Source organism: Aquimarina macrocephali JAMB N27, assembly GCF_000520995.1.
GTDB lineage: Bacteria > Bacteroidota > Bacteroidia > Flavobacteriales > Flavobacteriaceae > Aquimarina > Aquimarina macrocephali.
On sequence record NZ_JACA01000001.1, the window covers coordinates 320,055 to 342,334 of the forward strand.

Genomic DNA, 22,280 nt, shown 5'->3' on the forward strand with positions numbered 1-22,280 from the left:
ATTTACATTTGAAACCTTTTATACAAGTGAGATTGATACAAAGTATTTCTATTTATATGCCAATTTTGAATTCGCTCTTAAATAGAATTTCATTAAGTTTTTTGTTTTTTAAATATAGTTGTTTCTTTGTGTCCTAAAATTATTGCGGAGATATGAGCAAAAGAATAAATATGATATTGCTTACCTTGGCGTCACTTGTCATCGTGGTTAGTTGTGCCAAAAAAGGTTCTATAACCGGTGGTCCTAAAGATGAGACTCCTCCGGTTTTTATAAAAGCTATGCCTCCCAATTTCTCTACAAATTTTGACAAAAACGAGATCAGAATTTATTTTGATGAATATGTAAAATTAAAAGATCCGCAAAAACAAATCATCGTTTCTCCTCCTATGGATCCTAAACCAACCATCACTCCTTTGGGAGGAGCCAGTAAATACATAAAAATTAAATTTCTTGACACCTTATTAGAAAACACAACCTATAGTATTAATTTTGGTGAAAGTGTAGTAGATAATAACGAAGAAAACCCTAATTCTTTTTTTAGATATGTTTTTTCTACAGGAGACTCTCTTGATTCTTTAAGTATAAAAGGTACTGTTGGTGATGCCATTCAAAAAAAGGTAGATCCTTATATTACAGTAGCTTTATATGAAATTGATGAAAACTACTCAGATTCACTAGTATATAAGACTGTTCCCAGATATATTACTAATACCTTAGATAGCTTAGCTTTTAGTCTGCATAATCTGAAAGAAGGAAAATTTAAACTCATTGCTTTAAAAGATGTTTCTAATAACTATATCTATGAACCTAAACAGGATAAAATAGGGTTTTATGAAGAGATAATATCACTTCCTGAAGATACCGCTAAAGTCTTTAATCTTAATATATTTAAAGAAACCCTGGATTTTAAAGCGCTAAATCCTAAACAAGTCTCAAAAAACAAATTTATTTTTCCATATGAAGGTGAAGTAGATAGTATGAAAATTAAGTTGCTAAGTGACGCACCAGATACATTTGAAACTCGAATCTTTCCCGATAAAAACAAAGATACATTGCACTATTGGTTTAGACCATTTTTTAAAGCTGATTCATTATTATTTGAAGTAACCAATGTCAAAAAATATCGAGATACTGTACTTACCAGATTTAAAGATCAGTATAAAGATTCTCTTGTAGTATCCTCTTACATTGGAGCTACACTTCCACCTAATAAAGATTTTGTTTTTACAGCAAATACTGCCCTGGACAGCATTAATGAGCAACTAATCTCTCTAACTGATAAGGATACACTTGAGGTTCCTTTTTCTATCAAATTAGATATCGCAAAAAATGAAGCACAACTAACTTTTGAAAAAACAGAAAATAATGCCTACAGTTTACAGTTTTTGCCAGAAGCTATTAAAGATTTCACAGGCAATGTTAATGATACTATAAAAATCAATTTCCGGACAAAGAAATTAACCGATTACGGGACTATTTTCTTAACACTCCAAAAAGTAGAAGCTTATCCAATTTTGGTTCAAGTCACTAATGAAAAAGAAGAAGTGATTTCAGAAAAAAATGTGCAACGTCAGGAAACTTTGGTTTTTGATTATCTCGACCCGTCTAAATATTACATCAGAATCGTTTTTGACCGTAATAATAATGGCAAGTGGGACAGCGGTAATTTTTTAAAAGGAATACAACCTGAAGAAATCCGCTACTTTGCAGAACCAATAGATGTTAGAGCAAACTGGGAAATAAAACAAACCTTCACATTAGATTAATTTAAAATTATCTTTATCATCAAGAAAAGGTAATTTATTTCTTATTTTTTTAACATGAGAAATATCTAATGTTGCATATAAAATAGCTTCTCTCTCGACAGGGTTTTCTTCTAAAACCGAATCTCCTAAAACATTATATACTCCAGAGTGACCATTGTATTCATATCCTTTACCATCAAGACCAACACGATTTACCCCGATACAATAACACATATTTTCGATAGCTCTTGCTTTTAGCAATGCATCCCATGCATCAATACGAGGTTTTGGCCAACTGGCAACATATAGCAATACATCATATCCCGAAGTATTTCTTGCCCATACCGGAAATCTGAGATCATAACAAATTAGAGGCTTAATTCTCCAACCTTTATATTCTATAATCACATCTTTTTGGCCTGCGGTAAAAACTTCTTGTTCTTTGGCTAGTGTAAATAACTGATGTTTATCATACATCTCATAAGTTTCATCAGGAAGCATAAAGACCAATCGGTTATAATAGTTTCCTTTTTCTTCAATAATAATACTTCCCACAATTGCACAATCCCCCGATTTGGCCATTTTCGCTAGCCATTGTAAAGTATCATCACCCATTTTTTCTGCTACTTCGATAGCATTCATTGTAAACCCTGTAGTGAACATTTCGGGTAAAATAATTAGATCTACTTTCTGGGATATCGAATTAATCTTTTGAGTAAAAGCCGCACGATTCTGTACTGGGTTTTCCCATGCCAGATGAGATTGGAGTAATACAATATCTAGAGTTTCTTTCATCTGTTTATACTATATTTAGAGATCAGATCTGTATTGAATAGATCAATACAAAATCACATGTAATTATTTCGTCGCCTAAAAATACTAAAATCTAACCGCTGGCAAATGATTTTAAAAAGAGATCTCATTATTCGACATTACATATCGTTTATTTCAAAATTAATATTACTACTACTAGGTGTGTTTTCGATAAAAATTCAATGAAAAATTGAATTCTATGTTAAAAAATCATATTTACCTAACAATTATTTCATATCACATTCCAAATTCACCCTTCTTTTTTCCAGAAAATCCTTATTTTCGCACACTTAATAGAAAGAACGATCAAATGAGCACGAAGTTTCCTGAATATAAAGGACTTGACTTACCTAAAGTAGCTGACGAAATACTGGATTTCTGGCAACAGAATACCATATTTGAAAAAAGTATTAGTGAACGAGATGGAGCAAAACCGTTTATCTTTTTTGAAGGTCCTCCTTCAGCAAATGGATTACCGGGAATTCATCATGTAATGGCTCGTGCAATTAAAGATATATTTTGTCGCTATAAGACACAAAAAGGATATCAAGTACAACGTAAAGCCGGGTGGGATACACATGGACTTCCGATAGAACTTGGTGTAGAGAAAGAATTAGGAATTACCAAAGAAGATATTGGTAAAAAAATCACTGTAGAAGAGTATAATGAAGCTTGTAAAAAAGCCGTGATGCGTTATACCGATATCTGGAATGATCTTACACAAAAAATAGGATATTGGGTAGATATGGACGATCCATATATTACCTATAAATCTAAGTATATGGAAAGTGTATGGTGGTTGCTTTCTCAGATTTATAAAAAAGGATTATTATACAAAGGATATACGATACAGCCGTACTCTCCTAAAGCAGGCACAGGACTAAGCTCACACGAACTTAATCAACCTGGCACGTATCAGGATGTTACCGACACAACAGTTGTAGCTCAATTTAAAGCTAAAAAAGAAACATTGCCTTCGTTTTTGCAGGAGATAGAAGAAACTATTTATTTTTTGGCTTGGACGACAACTCCATGGACTCTTCCTTCGAATACAGCATTAACAGTAGGTCTTAAAATTGATTATGTAGTTGTAAAAACATTTAATCAATATACTTTTGAGCCGATTCATGTTGTTCTTGCAAAAAATTTGGTAGGAAAACAATTTGCCGGCAAGTTTGTGCAGGCAGAAACTAAAGAAGAACTAACTACATTCAAAGAAGGAGATAAAAAGATTCCTTATTTCATCTTAAAGGAATGTAAAGGAGCAGATCTGATAGATATTCGTTATGAGCAACTTATAGATTATGTGCAACCATACCATAACCCAGAGAATGCCTTTAGAATCATTGCAGGTGATTTTGTAACTACCGAAGATGGAACCGGGATAGTACATACTTCGCCAACTTTTGGTGCAGATGATGCACTAGTAGCCAAACAAGCAAAGCCCGAAGTACCTGCATTATTAGTAATGGATAAAAATGATAACCTTGTACCTACTGTTGATTTACAAGGGCGATTTATCTCGCAAATGGGTGATTTGGGTGGTAAATATGTTAAAAATGAATATTACGATGATGGTGAAGCTCCAGAGAAATCTGTTGATGTAGAAATAGCCATTAAACTAAAAATAGAAAATAAAGCCTTTAAGGTCGAGAAATATGTACACAGTTACCCAAATTGCTGGCGTACCGATAAACCTGTTTTATATTATCCTTTAGATTCGTGGTTTATAAAAGTAACCGATTTTAAAGATCGTATGCATGAGCTTAATCTGGGTATCAATTGGAAACCTAAAGCAACTGGTGAGGGCCGTTTTGGTAACTGGCTGGCTAATGCTAATGATTGGAATCTATCTCGATCTCGATTCTGGGGTGTTCCATTACCAATCTGGAGAACAGAAGATGGTAAAGAAGAACTTATCATCGGCTCTGTTGAAGAATTAAAAACCGAAATGAGTAAAGCGGTTAAGGCAGGGGCACTCGAAGCAGATATATTTGCAGACTTTGCAGTTGGCGATATGAGCGAAGAGAACTATGATAAAATTGATCTTCATAAAAATGTGGTAGATCAAATTACCTTAGTATCTCCTACAGGAAAACCTATGAAACGCGAAAGCGATCTTATCGATGTATGGTTTGACTCTGGGTCAATGCCTTATGCGCAATGGCATTATCCTTTTGAGAATAAAGAAAAGGTAGAAGCAGGAGGAAGAAAAGCCGATTTTATAGCCGAAGGAGTAGATCAAACTCGTGGATGGTTCTATACACTTCATGCAATAGGAACCATGATCTTTGATGATGTTGCCTATAAAAATGTAGTATCTAATGGTCTTGTATTAGATAAAAATGGACTGAAAATGTCTAAAAGACTAGGTAATGCAGCTGATCCTTTCGAGACTTTAAAAACTTTTGGACCAGATGCTACCAGATGGTATATGATTAGTAATGCCAATCCTTGGGATAACTTGAAATTTGATTCTGAAGGAATTGCAGAGGTTCGCCGTAAATTTTTTGGCACACTATATAATACGTATTCATTCTTTACTTTATATGCCAATATCGATAATTTCACTTATACTGAAGCCGACATCCCATTAGCAGAACGTCCTGAGATTGATCGTTGGGTTCTAAGCGAGCTACATACCTTGATCAAAAATGTAGACACCTATTATAATGATTACGAGCCTACAAAGGCAACCAGAGCAATCTCTGATTTTGTTCAGGAAAATCTAAGTAACTGGTTTGTACGCTTAAGTAGAAGGAGATACTGGAAAGGCGATTATCAAAAAGATAAAGTTTCTGCCTATCAAACATTGTATACCTGTATGTTAACCATTGCTAAATTAGGAGCACCGGTAGCACCATTTTTTATGGATCGATTATATAAAGATTTGGTAACAGGGACACAAAAAGAAGATTTTGAAAGTGTTCATTTAGCGCATTTCCCTGAGTATAATCAGGATTTTGTAGATACACCTTTAGAACACAAGATGCAGAAAGCGCAGACTATATCTTCTTTGGTACTTTCTCTTCGTCAAAAAGAAAAAATCAAAGTTCGACAGCCATTACAGCGTATTATGATTCCTGTGCTAAACGAAGCCGAAAAGAATGAAATCAATGACATTGCAGATCTTATAAAAAGTGAAGTTAATGTTAAAGAAATAGAGCTTATAGATGATGCATCGGGTATTCTGGTAAAGCAAATCAAGCCTAATTTTAAAACATTAGGCCCTCGCTTTGGCAAAGATATGAAACTGATTTCCAGTAAGATACAGTCATTCGATCAAGAAACCATTAAAATTCTTGAACAAACAGGGCATTTTGATGTAGAAATTAATGATAAAATTATTACATTAGGTACCGATGATGTAGAGATAAGCTCTCAGGATATTGAAGGTTGGTTAGTAGCAAATTCTGGAACTTTGACTGTAGCATTAGATGTAACGATAAGTTCTGAGCTTAAAAAAGAAGGAATCGCCAGAGAGCTTGTAAATCGTATTCAAAACATTCGTAAAGATAGTGGTCTTGAGGTGACTGATAAGATAAAAATTGTTTTCCAAGAAAATGAAGCTATTAAAGAAGCTATCGCCACTAATGAGAATTATATTAAAAATGAAACCTTAACCGAGACAATTGAATTTGCATCAGATGTAATAAATGGTACAGAAATTGCGTTTGACGACATTGCAACCCAATTGATAATAAAAAAACATTAAGAAGTATGGCAGAAGATATCAAAGTAAGGTACAGCGACGCTGATTTAACGATGTTTAAGGAAATCATCGTAGAAAAAATGGAAAAAGCACAGAAAGATTTAGAATTAATAAGAAGTGCTTACAAAAATGACGGAAATAACGGTACAGATGACACTTCACCAACGTTCAAGGCATTTGAAGAAGGAAGTGAAACTATGTCTAAAGAAGCAAATACACAACTTGCTATTAGACAAGAAAAATTTGTACGCGATTTAAAGAATGCTTTATTACGTATTGAAAACAAAACATATGGTATTTGTCGTGTAACAGGAAAATTAATTAATCCTGATCGATTAAAACTGGTTCCGCATGCTACATTAAGTATCGAAGCAAAAAATATGCAGAGTTAAATACAAAAAAATAATCTATAATTTTAGATTTGACCTCACCGGTTTTTAAACCAGTGAGGTCTTTTTTTTTATCTTATATTAAATAGATTATAAAATGAGACTAAAAGAATTTGATTTATCTGATATTAAATGTAACCTTTTTAAAAAAACAAGGTATTAGTAATAGAAACCAACCAAAAGAGTAACATCTTGAAAAATCTAACTGACGAAGAATTAATGATTCTGGTATCCAATGGTAATCTGGATGTAATGAGTGTCCTTTTTGAAAGATACCATATCAAAATCTTTAATTTCTTATTAAAAATGACGAGAGATCGGGAGATCAGCCAGGACATTACGCAAGAAGTTTTCTATAAGGCGATTAAATATAGATCCTCTTATAAAAAAGGAAAGTTTTCATCGTGGATCTATACCATTGCCAGAAATATATTTAGCGATCATTATCAAAGTCAAAAAACAGTCGCTCAACGCTTTGAAAATGTCGAATATAAAATAGAACAAAAAGAGCAAGATAATATCGAAATAAAGGAGACTAATGAGGAATTATATCGAGCATTAAATCAACTTAATAAAACTGATAAAGAACTCGTTGTTATGAATCGATATCAAGGAATAAAGTATCAGGAAATAGCCGAGATCACGGGCTCTACAGCAGGAGCTGTAAAAACAAAAGTTCATCGCGCTATCCATAAACTAAAAGATTATTATTTACAAAACATATAACTGTTATGAACTGTAAAGACATACAAAATCAACTGATTGATTATATAGATCATAATCTGGATCAGGAAACATATCAAAAAGTAGAAGTACATATCAAAAGCTGTAAGCAGTGTGAAACAGCCCTACAAGAACTTCAAACCGTTTTTGAAGCTATACATAACACTTCTTCTCAGGAACTACCGGATCAAAGTTTACAAATGAACTTTGAGGAAATGTTGAAGAAAGAAAAAGAGGGAGTCAATGATCCTAAGATTGTATCCTTAAATCCAACAACCAAAAGCTCCTGGAAAACAGCTTTGCAGATCGCTGCAACTATTGCACTTGTTCTTTCGGGGTATTTCTACGGAAAACTAGAGAATACCGCATCACTTTCTGAAGAAATGGCAGTATTAGAAAAAGAAAAATATCAAATGAAGCAAACGATGACTATTTCTTTAATAGAAAATGAATCTGCAAGCAAACGCCTACAGGCTGTAAACTATGCAGAAGAATTTGAAAAACCAGGAAATGACATCTTAAACGCTTTAATCAATAAAATGCATTATGACGATCATACCAATGTGCGATTAGCTGCAGCAGAAGCACTGGCAAAATTTTCGGATTCTGAGATGGTTCGTAAAGCATTAATCAATGCCTTGGATATTGAACAAGATCCAGGTATACAAATTGAATTAATTCAAATATTAGTTTCTATTCAGGAAAAACGCGCAGTTCCTTCTATGGAAAAATTACTTCAGAATGAAGAAACACCAGATTATGTAAAAGATCAGGTAAAAATTGGGTTGCCCAATTTAATTTAAAAGTACAATCAAAAAACAAATAGTCATGAAGAAAATAGCAATCGCATTACTAGTATTTATAGTAGCAGGAAATCTAACCGCACAAGATTATAAACACTCTCTACAAGGAGTCAAAAAAGTAAGAATAGCTTCAGAATCTGGAGTTATCGCAAAAACTCACAGTCAAAATGAAGTATTGATCAAAGGAGAAGGAAGAAAAACTCCCGAAAAAGCCAGAGGATTAAAGGCCGTGTATTCTGGCGGAAGCGACAACACCGGTATAGGGATTTATATTCAAAAAGAAGGAGAAACGCTTATTATCAGAAACTTAAAAGGTATGCATAGCGAGACCTTAGAAATCTATCTCCCAAAAGAGATCAACATCACTACAGAGAGTAGTAATCTGGGAAGCTTATCTTTTAATGGGTTTTCTGCCGAAATAGAAGCAAGAACCAATGTTGGAGGTATTACATTAAAAAATGTTACAGGTCCAATTGTAGCCAAAACTGCAACAGGTGAAATTAATATTGTATTCGACAAAGTAAGCCAAAGTTCACCAATTTCTATTGTATCTGCTACGGGAGCGATCGATGTAAGTCTGCCATCTAGCACTCCTGCAAACCTAGAATTAAAAACTTCTATGGGAGAAATCTATACTGATTTTGATATAAAATTCCCCGTTGAACATAAAAATATGAAGGTAATCAGCGGTAGAAGAGCTATAAACACCAAAATAAATAATGGTGGAGTTGATATTACCCTAAGGTCATCCACAGGAAATATTTACCTGAGAAAAAAATAGTAGAGGTCATCAATTAATCAAAAAAAAAAAAACGAACATGAAAACTGTATTAAAACTCATCCTATTGTGCTTTGTTTCATTACAAATAAATGCACAGAAAGTAATCCAAAAAGAACTTACCACTTCTGCCGATCTAATCAAAGTAGAATTTAAATTCGCTCAAGACATCGTTATCAAAACATGGGACAAAAGCAACGTATCTTTAAAAGCCAGTGTAAGTATTAATGGCGGTGAATTTGACGATTATTTTAACTTAAAAATAAAGAACACCTCATCTGTTCTGGATATATCATCAGACTATGGTGATCTATTCGACAAGTGGAAAAAAGAACGTGGTGGATCAAACCGTAAAAACAATTGGGGTCCTTGTAATAATTTAGATATTGATGCTATGTACACCTTGTATCTTCCAAAAAATTCTACTCTAAGAGTAAAAAGCATTTCTGGAAACGTACAGTCTGAAAATTATCAGGGAGAATTAATTGTAGATATTATTAGTGGAAATATCGATATAAAAAGCTACAATGGAGATCTTAATCTTAAAACCATAAGTGGTGATATAGACATCAATGTTTCAAAATCGAGATTAAAAGCTGAAACAGTTACCGGAATGATTTATTCTGATAAAGACATGAAATTTGATCATGGTAAAAACAGAGTAGTAGGGAGTAAAGTAACAGGTACTTTTGGAGACGTAAGAAGCGAGCTAAAACTTGGAACCGTGAGTGGAAGTATATTTATTAGAAAACAATAATGAGAAGAATATGAAAACAATTGCCTTAGAAAAATAAGGTAATTGTTTTCTATTATACAACAGCAAATATCCAATGTAATGAAACCAGTATTTCTTTTATTCTTTTTCACTTCATTTTTTACTTTTTCACAAAATTGTTCTTGCGAAGATAATTTCAACTGGTTAAAGAAAACATTTGAAGAAAACGATGCTGGTTTTCTTTATACATTAGAGCAAAAAGGAGAAGATCTTTATGCAAACCATAATAAAAAATTTAGAGCTAAAATAAAACCTGTTAAAACCATTAAGGAATGCTCTTCTGTACTAAATGACTGGCTTCGGTTTTTTAGATCTGGGCATATAGGAGTACGGATTAATAATCAACAAAACAAAGTTCAAAATGGATCTTCTGATACTGAAACTTTGGATCAATTTAAGGATTGGGAAAAATATGATATAGGAGAAAAAGAATTTGAACACTATATTTCTAAATTAAAAAACACTACTTATGAAGGAGTATGGGAATCAAAACCGTATAAAATTGGTGTCATAAAAACCAAAAACGAATATATTGGATTTGTCCTTGAAGCTGATGGAGTTTACTGGAAAAAAAATCAAATCAAATTTAGGATCAAAGTTTCTGAAAATGACCAGAAAGAAGCTATTTATTACATGAAAGATCATTCTGCCAGAATATTTAAAGATATAAAATTGGTTGGAAAAAATTACCTGCAAATGGGCTTTATCGCTTTAAAAAGGTTAAAACCGTATTTTGAAGTTGATAAAACAATAGAAGAACATTTCGCGTTAATCAAAGCCCAAAACCCTATGATTAAAGAGTTAAATGACAATACCATTCTTCTTAGAATTCCATCATTTTCATATTCTAACAAAAAATATATAGACAGCTTGATTATGGTTAATCACGATCAGTTGACTCGTAAAAAAAACCTCATCATTGATGTAAGAAATAATGGTGGAGGAAGTGATGCTAGCTATAAAAAAATCATTCCTTATTTGTATACTAACCCTATACGCACAGTAGGTGTTAAACTGCTATCGACACCACTTAATAATAATCGAATGAAGAAATTCATGAAGGACCCTAGCTGGTCTGCTGAAGAAAAGAAATGGGCAAAAGAAGGATTGGAAAAATTGAATAAGCATATTGGTGAATTTGTAAATCTTGATGACACCATAATAGATATCAAAAAAATAGATACTATCTACCCTTACCCAAAAAATGTTGCTATTGTAATTAATAAAAATAATGGCAGTACAACAGAACAATTTTTATTAGCAGCAAAGCAAAGTAAAAAAGTAAAACTCTATGGCACTACTACAACCGGTGTTTTAGATATTTCAAACATGAATTTTGTTGATTCTCCCTGTAAAGATCTACAATTGGGATATAGTTTATCCAAAAGTATGAGAATACCAGAAATGACAATTGATAATAAAGGTATTCAACCAGATTATTATATCGACAAGAGCATTCCTGATTATCAATGGATCAAATATGTTGAAAAAATACTAAAAGAAGACTAGTCATAAATTTTATCTTAATGCTGAACAAAAATTCATAAATCTTGTAGCTAAAACAATAAGTATCTATAAAACAAAATAAAACACTATTTTTGTCCGTCGCTTTTAACAGCCAAGCAAATTAATACTTATATGTCTTTAAAGAAATCTATTTTAGTTATAATTTTAGTGTTACTTATTGATCAGATCACCAAAATTTATATTAAAACTCATTTTACTCTTCATGATAGTGTCGAAGTATTCGGTTGGTTTCGCATCATATTTGTAGAAAATAAAGGGATGGCCTGGGGATTTGAACTTCCGGGTAATTATGGAAAACTTATTCTTACTTTATTTAGAGTAGTTGCCATTACAGGAATCGGATATTGGTTGTACGATTCTGTTCGCAAAAACAGCCCTACTATTCTTACCTTCTGCATTGCATTAATTTTTGCTGGTGCTTTTGGAAATATTATTGATTCTATCTTTTATGGTATCTTATTTAGTGAAAGCACACTTGTGGAGATTGCAAGTTTCTTACCAGAAGGTGGTGGTTACGAAAGTATTTTTTATGGTAAGGTAGTCGATATGATTCAGTTTACCTTCTATGATGATATTCTGCCAGATTGGATTCCGTTTATGGGAGGCAAACATTTTTCATTCTTTGATCCTGTATTTAATATTGCCGATTCTGCAATAAGTATTGGTGTATTCTTATTGATTGTTTTTAACAAAAAAGCATTTCCGAAAAAATAAAATAAGTATTAAATTCTAACTATATCAATATTCTCTCGAAGTCATCTAACTTAATGGGTTTGGTAAGATAATCCGACACTATATCAATAGATTTGGCACGTTCTATATCTCTGGAATCTATAGAAGAACTTACTACATAAAGGCTAATTTTTTTTCTAATTTGATTTTTGATTTTAGAGAATTCATTCAAAAATTCCCAACCATCCATAACTGGCATATTAAGATCTAAAAAGATAATCTGTGGCACCTCTTCGTTTTCTTCTTTCAGTAAAGACTGTAGAAAAAAATCTAAAGCTTCTTTACCATTGTTAAAAACTAAAACAGACTCTGATAGTTTTTTTAATTCAATGATCTTGCTTAGTAGATTAATATAAATATGGTCATCATCAATGATGCAAACACTTTCTATATTTTGGGGCATTTTTTAGAGGATACAAGTTAAAATATCTAATATACAAAAGTATTCTTTATTTCAGAAAATCCTATTTACTTCTTAATAGAGTAAACCTCTGTTGGAGTAACACAAAAATCAAGTGGTATATCTGCTGTCGTTACATTTTCTATTTCTTCTTCAGCAGAAAAAAAAGAAAGGCCAATTTTTAAAGTATTGGGATTACATTTTGCCAAAAACTTATCATAAAACCCTTTTCCATAACCTACTCTATTCCCATTTTGATCAAATGCTAATAAAGGCACAAAAACTACTTCTATTTTATCTTCGGGGATTGGGATCCCATCAATTGGTTCCGGAATTCCCCAAGAATTCACTTTTAACGCAGTGGTATCTGTAAGTAAAAAATGCTGCAATGTATTCTCTTTAAAATTACTTTTTGATACGATGACATTTTTATCCTTTCCCAGGAGAATATTCAACAAAAATTCTGTGTTGATCTCTTTCTTTTGATCAATAGATAAAAAAATATGATAATACGACTTTTCCCAAATAGGTAATTCGAGCAATCGATTTGCTATATCAATGCTTAAATTCTCAACTTCTTCGTTACTTAAATGAGATCTAAGGGTTTTATATTTAGCTCGTAGTTCTTTTTTATTCATTGACTAATTCTTTAGTTATACGAAAAATAGCATCTCCTTTATATACAATTGAAGATTCATTTACATTTATCACATACCCTTCATTATTCGCTTTAACCACATGCCTCATCTTACCATAAGGGTCTGTAATTGTTGCCATAATCTCTCCTTTTTCTATATGTTTTCCAATGGGTACTTTAATATGCAATAAACCACTATATTTTGCGCGCATCCATACGCTTTTTATGACAATTTGAGTATCCGATTTCTGAACTAGAGATTCAAATTCGGTGTTCAGCATTCCCAGATGATCTAGTATCCGCATGGTTCCCTGTACTCCCTCTCTGGCTATTTCTTTACTACTGTTTTGGGATTTCCCTCCTTCAAATAATAATATATCTTTTCCTTTTTTGGCACAGGTAGCTCGATATGATCCTTCAAGATTCTTAGAAAAAAGAGTGAACGGAGCATTAAAAATTTTTGCCAAAGCTATCAATCTTTCATTTTTAGGATCCACTCTGATGTGTGGAGCATTAAATCTACTGGCCCCTCCGGTATGAAAATCTAAACAAAAATCTGCTGCTGGTAAAATCTCATTTATAAATTGATAAGCAAAGCGACTGGCTAGAGATCCATTTTTGGTTCCTGGAAAAACCCGATTAAGATCTCGACCATCAGGAAAAAAACGATCCATACTCAAAAAACCAAATACGTTAAGTACAGGAATACATATGATACTACCTTTTGCAGGCTTATTGATTTTTTTTGCAATGATCTGCCTCACAACTTCTACTCCATTGATCTCATCTCCATGAATTCCTGCAGTAATAAGCACTGTAGGACCTGGTTTTTTTGATCTTTCTATAATTATAGGTATTTCTACCTTGGTAGAAGTATATAACTTGGCTATATTAAAATTTATTGTTGTACTTGTCCCGGGCAATACTTCTTTACCAAGAATATTAAGTATATTTTTTCCTGTTACTTTGGTCATTGTGTTATAAACTTCTTTCAATATAACGAATAATGGTTTTTGCGATATCTTTTCCTGTAGCTTTTTCTATACCTTCTAATCCCGGAGAAGAATTAACTTCGAGAATGAGAGGCCCTCTATCACTTTGTAGCATATCTACACCTGCTACACCCATTTTTAAAGCTTTCACTGCTTTTATAGCAGCTTGTTCTTCTTCTTCACTAAGAGTAATCACCGATGCGCTACCTCCTCTATGTAAATTAGATCGAAACTCACCTTCTTTACCCTGTCTTTTCATAGCTCCGACTACTTTTTCATCAACAACAAGAACTCTTATATCTGCTCCTCTGGCTTCTTTTATAAACTCTTGTACAATTACACGAGCCTGTAATCCATTAAAAGCTTCTAACACAGATTCTGCAGCAGTTTTAGTTTCGGCCAACACAACTCCTAATCCCTGGGTTCCTTCTAATAATTTAATAATTAAAGGCGCTCCTCCTACATGAGATATAACTTCAGAAACATCTTTAGAATAATTGGTAAATACTGTTTTCGGAAGTCCCAATCCTGCTTTAGATAATATTTGTAAACTTCTTAGTTTATCCCTAGATTGCAGTAACGCCTGTGATTTAAGTGTAGTAAAGACATTCATTAACTCAAACTGTCGTACTACCGCAGTCCCGTAAAAAGTAATAGAAGCTCCAATTCTGGGAATCACAGCGTCTACATGATCTAATTTTTTACCTCGATAATAAATTTCAGGCTTTTGTTTTTCAATAATAATATCGCAATTAAGAGGGTCTATTACCTGTACATTATGCTTTCGTTTTACTGCTGCCTGAACCAGGACATTAGTAGAATACAAATTTGCACTACGCGACAAGATTTTGATATTCATTACCGTTTTCTATTATAAGACTGATTTTCTAATTGGGGGTCAACCAAAAATTTACCACTTAAAAATTTACGGCCAATTAACACTGGAAAACGCATATCATCACGGGGAGATAATGTAAGAGTTATAGGATACGTTTTATCAAATACAATAATTTGTGTTCTAATGGCATATCGCACTTCTACTTTTCCATTATTACTTTTTACTGCGGTAATGTCATAATTTTTAAATGTAAATCTTTTGCCATTATGTTCTGAATGCGCTATATCAAGAAGATTGCATTGCAATGTTTGATCCACCTCTCTTATATCAATACAGTGAATAGATGAAGTATATACTCCTGTATCGATTTTGGTATCGATATCTTTCAATTCTAAAAGAGGAAAATCCACTTTATCAGTCCTGCCAATTATTTTCTTTTCTTTCTCCAAAAGATATGATTGATATTGCGCTACTAATGTAATAAAAATCAATAAGCATTGTATTACATCCTCACTATTTAATAGAAAACCATAACACTAAACAGTACTTAACAAAAATTTAAACTCCTAATATTCGTATTACAATTGAGGTAAACTCTTAACTTTACCATTCGAATATGCAAGAAGCTACTTTAGACATACAAATTAAAATATTACCTACCAGTCCTGGAGTATATCAATATTATGATAAAGACGATACAATACTCTATGTAGGAAAAGCAAAGAATCTAAAAAAAAGAGTCTCTTCTTACTTTACAAAGAATCATGATAACTATAAAACTAAGGTTCTTGTAAAGAAGATTCATACTATAAAACATATTGTTGTTGAAACAGAAACAGACGCACTCTTATTAGAAAACAATCTGATTAAAAAATATTTACCCAGGTTTAATGTCATGCTCAAAGATGATAAAACATATCCTTGGATTTGTATCAAAAAAGAGCGTTTCTCCAGAGTATTTCTTACTCGTAATCTTATCAAAGATGGCTCAGAGTACTATGGCCCTTATACTTCGGTAAAAACAGTACATGTCCTATTGGATCTTATTAAAGAACTATACCAGCTTAGAACATGCACTTATGATTTATCCCAGGAAAAAATAAATAATGGAAAATATAAAGTCTGTTTAGAATATCATTTAGGTAATTGTAAAGGACCTTGCGAAGGGTTACAAGATGAAAAAGAATATCTCGAAAACCTTGAAGCTATTCGTCAAATTGTAAAAGGAAATTTTAAAGATTCTCTTAATCGCTTTAGAGGTCAAATGATGATACATGCAGAAAAAATGGAGTTTGAAGATGCCCAGCGGATTAAGGAAAAAATACAAATACTAGAAAACTACCAGGCAAGATCAACTGTAGTTAATCCTAAAATAAGTAATGTCGATGTGTTTTCTATCATATCAGATGAATCCTATGGGTATATAAATTTTCTTCAACTATCCTATGGTGCGATAATTAGATCACATACTACAGAGGTTAAAAAGAAATTGGACGAATCTGATAAAGAACTTTTGGAACTTGCCATTATCGAACTCCGACAGCGTTTTAACTCTACATCTAAAGAAATATTTGTTCCTTTTAATGTAGAAGTAGGAGAAGGTCTAAAAATCACAATCCCGCAATTAGGTGACAAAAAAAAGATTGTAGACTTATCTTTAAGAAATGCAAAATACCATAGACAAGAACGTTTTAAGCAAATCAAGATCATGGATCCTGATCGACATATAAAACGCTTGATGGCACAAATGAAAAAAGACTTGAGGTTACCCGAAGAACCAAGACATATCGAATGTTTTGACAATTCGAATATCCAGGGGACTAATCCAGTCGCTGCCTGTGTAGTATTTAAAGACGGAAAACCCAGTAAAAAAGAATATAGAAAATTTAATATAAAAACGGTAGAAGGTGCCAATGATTTTGCTTCTATGGAAGAAGTCGTATATCGACGATATAAACGATTAACAGAAGAAAATCAACCTTTACCTCAACTAGTGATTGTAGATGGAGGGAAAGGACAGCTTTCTTCAGGATTAAAAGCTCTGGACGCATTGGGTTTAAGAGGAAAAATAACCATTATTGGTATTGCAAAACGATTAGAAGAAATTTATTATCCAGGAGATTCTATACCACTATATTTAGATAAAAAATCAGAATCCTTAAAGGTCATACAACATTTACGAAATGAAGCACACCGATTCGGAATTACTTTCCATAGACAAAAAAGAAGCAAAGCCGCTTTAGATACCGAATTAGATTTAATTCCTGGGATTGGAGAAAAAACCGTAATAGAATTATTAAAAAACTTTAGATCTGTAAAAAGAATAAGTGAAGCTTCTAAACACGAATTAAGTGAAGTGATAGGGGATTCGCGCGCAACCAAAGTGTATAATTATTATCTTTCTAAAAAAGAATAAGCGTGGCCAGACACAATACATTAAGATTTTTTTTATCTGGAATACTACTTTTAGTGTTCCTCACTCCCGATATAATTTGGTCGCAAGAAAAACAATCCTTAGAAGTTCACGATAATCCTGCTACAGAAGATCTAAAGATAGGATTAGTCTTAAGTGGCGGTGGTGCAAAAGGACTTGCTCATATTGGTGCTTTAAAAATAATAGAAGATGCAGGAGTACGTATCGATTATATTGGTGGTACCAGTATGGGAGCTATTGTAGGAGCTTTATATGCTTCTGGATATCGTGCGGCAGAACTCGACTCTATCTTTAGGGTTGTTGACTTTGATGCATTTATACAAGACGAACTTCCGAGAAGTGCTAAAACTTTTTATGAACGAGAAGATTCAGAAAAATATGCCATAACCCTTCCTTTTGATAAATTTAAAATCGGTTTACCCAAAGGGCTATCTAAGGGACAAAATTTTTATAACCAATTCTCAAGATTTACAGCTCATGTAAGTGAAATACGTGATTTTAATGATCTGCCAATCCCTTTTTTCTGTATGGCTACTAATATTGAGACTGGAGAACAAGTACTGCTGGACAAAGGATATTTGCCCGATGCTGTTGCTGCTAGTGGTGCATTGCCTTCAGTTTTCAGCCCTGTAGAATTAAATGGAATTTTAATGACAGACGGAGGAGTGACCAATAACTATCCTGTTAAAGAAATTAAAGAAAAAGGAGCAGAAATAGTAATAGGGATTGACGTACAAGACAGCCTAATGTCTAGAGACCAACTAACCTCGGTAACTAATATCATGCTTCAAATCAACAATTTCAGAACTTATGAAGCCATGAAAAATAAAGCTTCTGAAACAGATTTATACATTAAGCCTTCGATAACGGATTTTTCGGTAATCTCTTTTGACCAGGTTGATAAAATTATTGCTAATGGAGAAAAAGCTGCCTTTGCAAATTATGAAAAGCTCAAAGCAATTGCAATGCGTCAAAAACCTCGATCAAAGAAACCTGTAATTGCTAAAAGCTCAGAAAACATATTAGTCAGCAGTTTGGCCATTTCAGGAAATGAAAGATATACAAGAGCTTATATCAAAGGAAAGCTAAAACTAAAAACTCCTAGAGTTACTACCTATGGAAAATTAAATGAAGGCATTAACAACTTATCGGCAACGGGAAATTTTGATCGTGTAAGTCACAAACTCATTGACACAAAAGATGGCAAGCATCTAGCACTTAATGTAAAAGAGAGTGATAACAAAATGTTACTACGTTTTGCACTTCATTATGATGATCTATATCAAACTGCAGCCCTAATTAATGTTACCAGAAAAAGCCTGTTATTTGATAATGATGTACTTTCTGCCGATGTAGCTTTAGGTGATAATATTCGTTATAATCTGGACTACTATATAGACAAAGGTTTTTATTGGAGTACCGGGCTAAAAGTTCGCTATACCAATTTTAAAAAAGCGATTGATTTTGATTTTATAGGAAGATTTGGAGAAATCCCTGATTTAGATATTAATACTATCGATGTAGATTATACCGACTATAATGCACAAATCTATGCAGAAACCTTATTACAACAAACCTTTTCTGTTGGATTAGGTGCAGAATATAAACGCCTTAGCATTATTTCTGAAACGTTTGGAGAAGATGAAAATCAAATTCCAAGAACCGTATTTGATGACAGCGATTATTGGAGTGTCTTTGGGTATATTAAACTAGATACTTATGACAACAAATATTTTCCAAAGCGTGGATTTTTATTTGAAGGTGATATCCATACCTATCTCTTTTCTTCTGATTTTACAGAAAGTTTTGATGAATTTTCAATTACCAAAGCGCAACTAGGGTTCGCTACACCATTATATAATGATTTTTCTATGAATATTAGCCTGGAAGCAGGCACTAAAATTGGAAATACTTCCCTAAGTTCTCTCGATTTTCTACTTGGAGGTTTTGGCGCTAAAACTATTAATAATTTTATTCCTTTTTATGGATATGATTTTTTCGGAATGACAGGGCAAAGTTTTGTGAAAGCCTTACTATCTGTAGATTATGAAATATTTAAAAATAACCATATTAACGCATCTGCCAACTTTGCAAATGTAGGCAATAAGCTATTTAGTACCGGAAAATGGTTTGAAGACCCAGAATTTTCTGGTTATGCTTTGGGTTATGGCTTGGATACCTTTGCTGGACCCGTACAAGTTAAATATTCTTATTCTCCAGAACTAGACGAAAGTAGCTGGTTTTTTAGTATTGGTTTTTGGTTTTAAAAAATTATACTGCAAAAGAATAGAAATATTTACGATATTTGTATTGTTATGAACTTGTTTTGGCAGGATTTACTATTATTACTACACTACCTTATTAAGCGCAATCCCGAATAAGGTAGATCTGCTATTTATTATTGTCTTATTAAAAAAAGTAGTTAATATTATAAATTTGCAACATCATGCCTTTTTATCATACTCTCGGGGAAATACCCCCAAAACGCCATACCATCTTTAAAAAACCCGATGGTAATTTATATTATGAGCAATTATTTGGAACAATCGGTTTTGACGGAATGTCAACCAATTCATATCATTGCCATAGACCGACACAAGTAAAAGAAATTAAAGGAAGTTATAGTGTAGCTCCCAAAGTAGCTATTAAAAATAATATCAAATCCTATAGACTCCACGGCTTTAAAGTCAATCCGGAAAAGGATTATTTACAGAGCAGAAAAAATGTACTAATCAATAGTGATGTAAGTATTATTTTATCTGCCCCTCAGGAATCCACTACCGATTATTTTTATAAAAACACAGATGCCGATGAGTTAATTTTTGTACATCGCGGAAGTGGAAAATTTCGTAGCCACCTTGGCAATCTCGATTTTAAATATGGAGATTATATATTGATTCCCAGAGGAACTATTTATAAACTTGATTTTGATACTTCTGATAATCGCTTGTTTATTGTAGAGTCAAGAAGACCAATTTATACTCCAAAAAGATATCGAAATTGGTTTGGGCAATTGCTAGAACATTCTCCATTTTGTGAGCGTGATATCAGGACTCCATACGAATTAGAAACTAACGATGAAAAAGGAGACTTTTTAATCAAGGTAAAAAAGCAGGACGAAATTTTTGATATGATCTATGCTACACATCCGTTTGATGTGGTAGGATATGATGGATTTAATTTCCCTTATGCCTTTTCGATACACGACTTTGAACCTATCACTGGTAGAATACATCAACCACCACCAGTGCACCAAACATTCGAAACTGATGCTTTTGTGATTTGTTCTTTTGTACCAAGACTATATGATTATCATCCAGACAGTATTCCTGCTCCCTACAATCATAGTAACATAGATAGTGATGAAGTATTATACTATGTAGATGGTGATTTTATGAGTAGAAACGATATTGATGCAGGACATATTTCCTTACATCCTGCAGGAATACCTCATGGTCCTCATCCTGGAGCAGTAGAGCGAAGTATTGGGAAAACCAAAACTGATGAATTAGCCGTTATGGTAGATACCTTTAAACCTCTTATGGTTACCGAAGAAGCTATGAAAATAGCCGACGAAGACTATCATAAATCCTGGCTTGAGTAACACATCAGGAAATGTTTTATAACCAAAATAGCTTTAAAAAAGATAATTTGTTATGCTAAATTACAGGAAAGATATTACAGCGCATTTAAGAGCCATGTGGTAATGTTTTTAGACTACCCTATTCGAGAAAAATCATGAATATATTTTTCTCATTGACTCATTTATTTAACTATAAAAATTAAAAGCATTATGTCGACCAACATAACACCTCAGAATTTAGAAAAAGTAGTTCCACAAGCAGAAGATTTCTTGCCGCTATTAGGAACAGATTATGTAGAACTCTATGTAGGTAATGCCAAACAAGCGGCCTATTATTATCAAGCAGCATGGGGGTTTCAAATTATAGCCTATGCCGGATTAGAAACAGGACGCAAGGATAGTGTTTCTTATGTACTACAACAGGATAAAATAAGATTGATTCTTACTTCTCCTCTACAACCAGATGGAGATATTAACAAACACATAAATGCCCATGGTGATGCAGTAAAAGTAGTAGCTCTTTGGGTTGATGACGCTACCAAAAGCTATCAGGAAACCGTAAAACGTGGTGCCGAATCCTATATGGAACCCACCATTGAAGAAGATGAAAACGGTCGTGTTGTGTTTTCGGGAATCCACACTTATGGAGAAACAGTACACATTTTTGTAGAACGAAAAAATTATCACGGAATATTCTTACCCGGCTATATGGCTTGGAACAAACCCTATAAAACAGAAACTACAGGTCTTAAGTTTATTGATCATATGGTAGGTAATGTAGGATGGAATGAGATGAACAAATGGTGCGAGTTTTATGCCAAAGTTATGGGGTTTGCACAATTAGTATCTTTTGATGATAAAGATATTTCTACAGAATATACAGCCTTAATGAGTAAGGTAATGAGTAATGGTAACGGTCGTATTAAGTTTCCTATAAACGAACCTGCAGAGGGAAGAAAAAAATCTCAAATTGAAGAATATATCGATTTTTATAATGGTGCCGGAGTACAACACATAGCATTAGCTACCGATAACATTATTGAAACCGTTTCTTCACTTCAGAATCGAGGAATAGAATTTCTTACTGTTCCTTCTAGTTATTATGAAACTGTTTTGGATCGAGTTGGAGAAATCGATGAAGATCTTGCACCACTTAAAGAATTAGGAATTCTAATCGATCGGGATGATGAAGGATATCTGCTTCAGATTTTTACTAAACCAGTCTTAGATCGCCCAACAATGTTTTTCGAAATTATACAACGTAAAGGAGCTCAGTCTTTTGGTAAAGGTAATTTTAAAGCATTGTTTGAAGCTATCGAGAGAGAACAAGAACAAAGAGGTACGCTTTAAAAAGAGCATAACACTACATTTTAAGAAAATAGACTTATTATTTTCTTAC

19 protein-coding genes are annotated in these 22,280 nt (G+C 33.1%); 13 read left to right on the top strand and 6 right to left on the bottom strand.

The annotated features are described in order from the left end of the window. Positions 1-152 precede the first annotated feature (152 nt). Positions 153-1,766, top strand: a complete 1,614-nt coding sequence (locus Z054_RS0101560) for an Ig-like domain-containing protein (protein ID WP_024768348.1) — start codon at positions 153-155, stop codon at positions 1,764-1,766. Here the strand turns inward: Z054_RS0101560 and Z054_RS0101565 are convergent. Then, entirely contained in the window at positions 1,758-2,540 is a 783-nt protein-coding gene (locus Z054_RS0101565) for an amidohydrolase (RefSeq protein WP_024768349.1), read from the bottom strand. The two genes, Z054_RS0101560 and Z054_RS0101565, sit on opposite strands and share 9 nt — an antisense overlap. A 328-nt stretch (positions 2,541-2,868) precedes the next feature. Here Z054_RS0101565 and ileS point away from each other — a divergent pair, with 328 nt between their 5' ends. The 8 genes from ileS (at position 2,869) to Z054_RS27700 (ending at position 11,979) form a co-directional block, all read left to right on the top strand. Next, positions 2,869-6,273 carry an isoleucine--tRNA ligase gene (ileS, locus tag Z054_RS0101570; protein WP_024768350.1) on the top strand — a complete coding sequence of 1,135 codons (3,405 nt, stop codon included), beginning with the start codon at positions 2,869-2,871 and terminating at the stop codon, positions 6,271-6,273. 5 nt (positions 6,274-6,278) lie between these two features. Beyond that, positions 6,279-6,662 (top strand): TraR/DksA family transcriptional regulator, encoded by a 384-nt coding sequence (locus tag Z054_RS0101575; RefSeq protein ID WP_024768351.1) that lies wholly within the window; start codon positions 6,279-6,281, stop codon positions 6,660-6,662. A 189-nt stretch (positions 6,663-6,851) separates the two neighbouring features. Further along, complete coding sequence (locus Z054_RS0101580) at positions 6,852-7,385, top strand: RNA polymerase sigma factor (protein ID WP_024768352.1); 534 nt, start codon at positions 6,852-6,854, stop codon at positions 7,383-7,385. A gap of 5 nt (positions 7,386-7,390) precedes the next feature. After that, positions 7,391-8,185: a HEAT repeat domain-containing protein gene (locus Z054_RS0101585; RefSeq protein ID WP_024768353.1), complete on the top strand. Its 795-nt coding sequence runs from the start codon at positions 7,391-7,393 to the stop codon at positions 8,183-8,185. A gap of 25 nt (positions 8,186-8,210) precedes the next feature. Next, on the top strand, positions 8,211-8,966 hold the full coding sequence (locus Z054_RS29805; protein WP_024768354.1) for a DUF4097 family beta strand repeat-containing protein: 756 nt from the start codon (positions 8,211-8,213) through the stop codon (positions 8,964-8,966). Positions 8,967-9,003: 37 nt separating this feature from the next. Then, positions 9,004-9,720: a DUF4097 family beta strand repeat-containing protein gene (locus tag Z054_RS0101595; RefSeq protein ID WP_024768355.1), complete on the top strand. Its 717-nt coding sequence runs from the start codon at positions 9,004-9,006 to the stop codon at positions 9,718-9,720. 78 nt (positions 9,721-9,798) lie between these two features. Next, on the top strand, positions 9,799-11,247 hold the full coding sequence (locus Z054_RS0101600; protein ID WP_024768356.1) for a S41 family peptidase: 1,449 nt from the start codon (positions 9,799-9,801) through the stop codon (positions 11,245-11,247). Positions 11,248-11,376: 129 nt separating this feature from the next. Then, complete coding sequence (locus Z054_RS27700; protein ID WP_035090110.1) at positions 11,377-11,979, top strand: lipoprotein signal peptidase; 603 nt, start codon at positions 11,377-11,379, stop codon at positions 11,977-11,979. A 19-nt stretch (positions 11,980-11,998) separates the two neighbouring features. Here the strand turns inward: Z054_RS27700 and Z054_RS0101610 are convergent, their stop codons facing one another. The 5 genes from Z054_RS0101610 to Z054_RS0101630 all read right to left on the bottom strand — a co-directional run bounded on the left by Z054_RS0101610 (position 11,999) and on the right by Z054_RS0101630 (position 15,313). Then, a complete protein-coding gene (locus tag Z054_RS0101610) occupies positions 11,999-12,400 on the bottom strand; it encodes a response regulator (protein ID WP_024768357.1) in 402 nt (133 codons plus the stop codon). A 65-nt stretch (positions 12,401-12,465) separates the two neighbouring features. Then, on the bottom strand, positions 12,466-13,035 hold the full coding sequence (locus Z054_RS0101615) for a 5-formyltetrahydrofolate cyclo-ligase (protein ID WP_024768358.1): 570 nt from the start codon (positions 13,033-13,035) through the stop codon (positions 12,466-12,468). Further along, positions 13,028-14,008, bottom strand: coding sequence for a succinylglutamate desuccinylase/aspartoacylase family protein (locus Z054_RS0101620; RefSeq protein WP_024768359.1), 981 nt, complete (start codon positions 14,006-14,008; stop codon positions 13,028-13,030). The genes Z054_RS0101615 and Z054_RS0101620 overlap by 8 nt, the downstream gene beginning before the upstream one ends. A 4-nt stretch (positions 14,009-14,012) precedes the next feature. Beyond that, a complete protein-coding gene (rimK, locus tag Z054_RS0101625) occupies positions 14,013-14,885 on the bottom strand; it encodes a 30S ribosomal protein S6--L-glutamate ligase (protein WP_024768360.1) in 873 nt (290 codons plus the stop codon). Continuing rightward, positions 14,885-15,313: an ATP-dependent zinc protease family protein gene (locus Z054_RS0101630; protein ID WP_024768361.1), complete on the bottom strand. Its 429-nt coding sequence runs from the start codon at positions 15,311-15,313 to the stop codon at positions 14,885-14,887. Before Z054_RS0101630 ends, rimK begins: the two co-directional genes overlap by 1 nt. A gap of 167 nt (positions 15,314-15,480) precedes the next feature. Here Z054_RS0101630 and uvrC point away from each other — a divergent pair, with 167 nt between their 5' ends. The 4 genes from uvrC to hppD all read left to right on the top strand — a co-directional run bounded on the left by uvrC (position 15,481) and on the right by hppD (position 22,231). Next, positions 15,481-17,280, top strand: a complete 1,800-nt coding sequence (uvrC, locus tag Z054_RS0101635; protein ID WP_024768362.1) for an excinuclease ABC subunit UvrC — start codon at positions 15,481-15,483, stop codon at positions 17,278-17,280. Between the two features lie 2 nt (positions 17,281-17,282). After that, entirely contained in the window at positions 17,283-19,565 is a 2,283-nt protein-coding gene (locus Z054_RS0101640; protein ID WP_167549781.1) for a patatin-like phospholipase family protein, read from the top strand. Positions 19,566-19,744: 179 nt separating this feature from the next. Further along, entirely contained in the window at positions 19,745-20,902 is a 1,158-nt protein-coding gene (locus Z054_RS0101645; RefSeq protein WP_024768364.1) for a homogentisate 1,2-dioxygenase, read from the top strand. 189 nt (positions 20,903-21,091) lie between these two features. Continuing rightward, a complete protein-coding gene (gene hppD / locus Z054_RS0101650) occupies positions 21,092-22,231 on the top strand; it encodes a 4-hydroxyphenylpyruvate dioxygenase (RefSeq protein ID WP_024768365.1) in 1,140 nt (379 codons plus the stop codon). Positions 22,232-22,280: the final 49 nt, after the last annotated feature.

Excerpts from the sequence above, each read along its gene's own strand:
- Z054_RS0101560 (WP_024768348.1), top strand. The coding sequence starts at position 153 with ATGAGCAAAAGAATAAATATGATATTGCTTACCTTGGCGTCACTTGTC.
- Z054_RS0101565 (WP_024768349.1), bottom strand. The coding sequence starts at position 2,540 with ATGAAAGAAACTCTAGATATTGTATTACTCCAATCTCATCTGGCATGG.
- ileS (WP_024768350.1), top strand. The coding sequence starts at position 2,869 with ATGAGCACGAAGTTTCCTGAATATAAAGGACTTGACTTACCTAAAGTA.
- Z054_RS0101575 (WP_024768351.1), top strand. The coding sequence starts at position 6,279 with ATGGCAGAAGATATCAAAGTAAGGTACAGCGACGCTGATTTAACGATG.
- Z054_RS0101585 (WP_024768353.1), top strand. The coding sequence starts at position 7,391 with ATGAACTGTAAAGACATACAAAATCAACTGATTGATTATATAGATCAT.
- Z054_RS29805 (WP_024768354.1), top strand. The coding sequence starts at position 8,211 with ATGAAGAAAATAGCAATCGCATTACTAGTATTTATAGTAGCAGGAAAT.
- Z054_RS0101595 (WP_024768355.1), top strand. The coding sequence starts at position 9,004 with ATGAAAACTGTATTAAAACTCATCCTATTGTGCTTTGTTTCATTACAA.
- Z054_RS0101600 (WP_024768356.1), top strand. The coding sequence starts at position 9,799 with ATGAAACCAGTATTTCTTTTATTCTTTTTCACTTCATTTTTTACTTTT.
- Z054_RS27700 (WP_035090110.1), top strand. The coding sequence starts at position 11,377 with ATGTCTTTAAAGAAATCTATTTTAGTTATAATTTTAGTGTTACTTATT.
- Z054_RS0101610 (WP_024768357.1), bottom strand. The coding sequence starts at position 12,400 with ATGCCCCAAAATATAGAAAGTGTTTGCATCATTGATGATGACCATATT.
- Z054_RS0101615 (WP_024768358.1), bottom strand. The coding sequence starts at position 13,035 with ATGAATAAAAAAGAACTACGAGCTAAATATAAAACCCTTAGATCTCAT.
- Z054_RS0101620 (WP_024768359.1), bottom strand. The coding sequence starts at position 14,008 with ATGACCAAAGTAACAGGAAAAAATATACTTAATATTCTTGGTAAAGAA.
- rimK (WP_024768360.1), bottom strand. The coding sequence starts at position 14,885 with ATGAATATCAAAATCTTGTCGCGTAGTGCAAATTTGTATTCTACTAAT.
- uvrC (WP_024768362.1), top strand. The coding sequence starts at position 15,481 with ATGCAAGAAGCTACTTTAGACATACAAATTAAAATATTACCTACCAGT.
- Z054_RS0101645 (WP_024768364.1), top strand. The coding sequence starts at position 19,745 with ATGCCTTTTTATCATACTCTCGGGGAAATACCCCCAAAACGCCATACC.
- hppD (WP_024768365.1), top strand. The coding sequence starts at position 21,092 with ATGTCGACCAACATAACACCTCAGAATTTAGAAAAAGTAGTTCCACAA.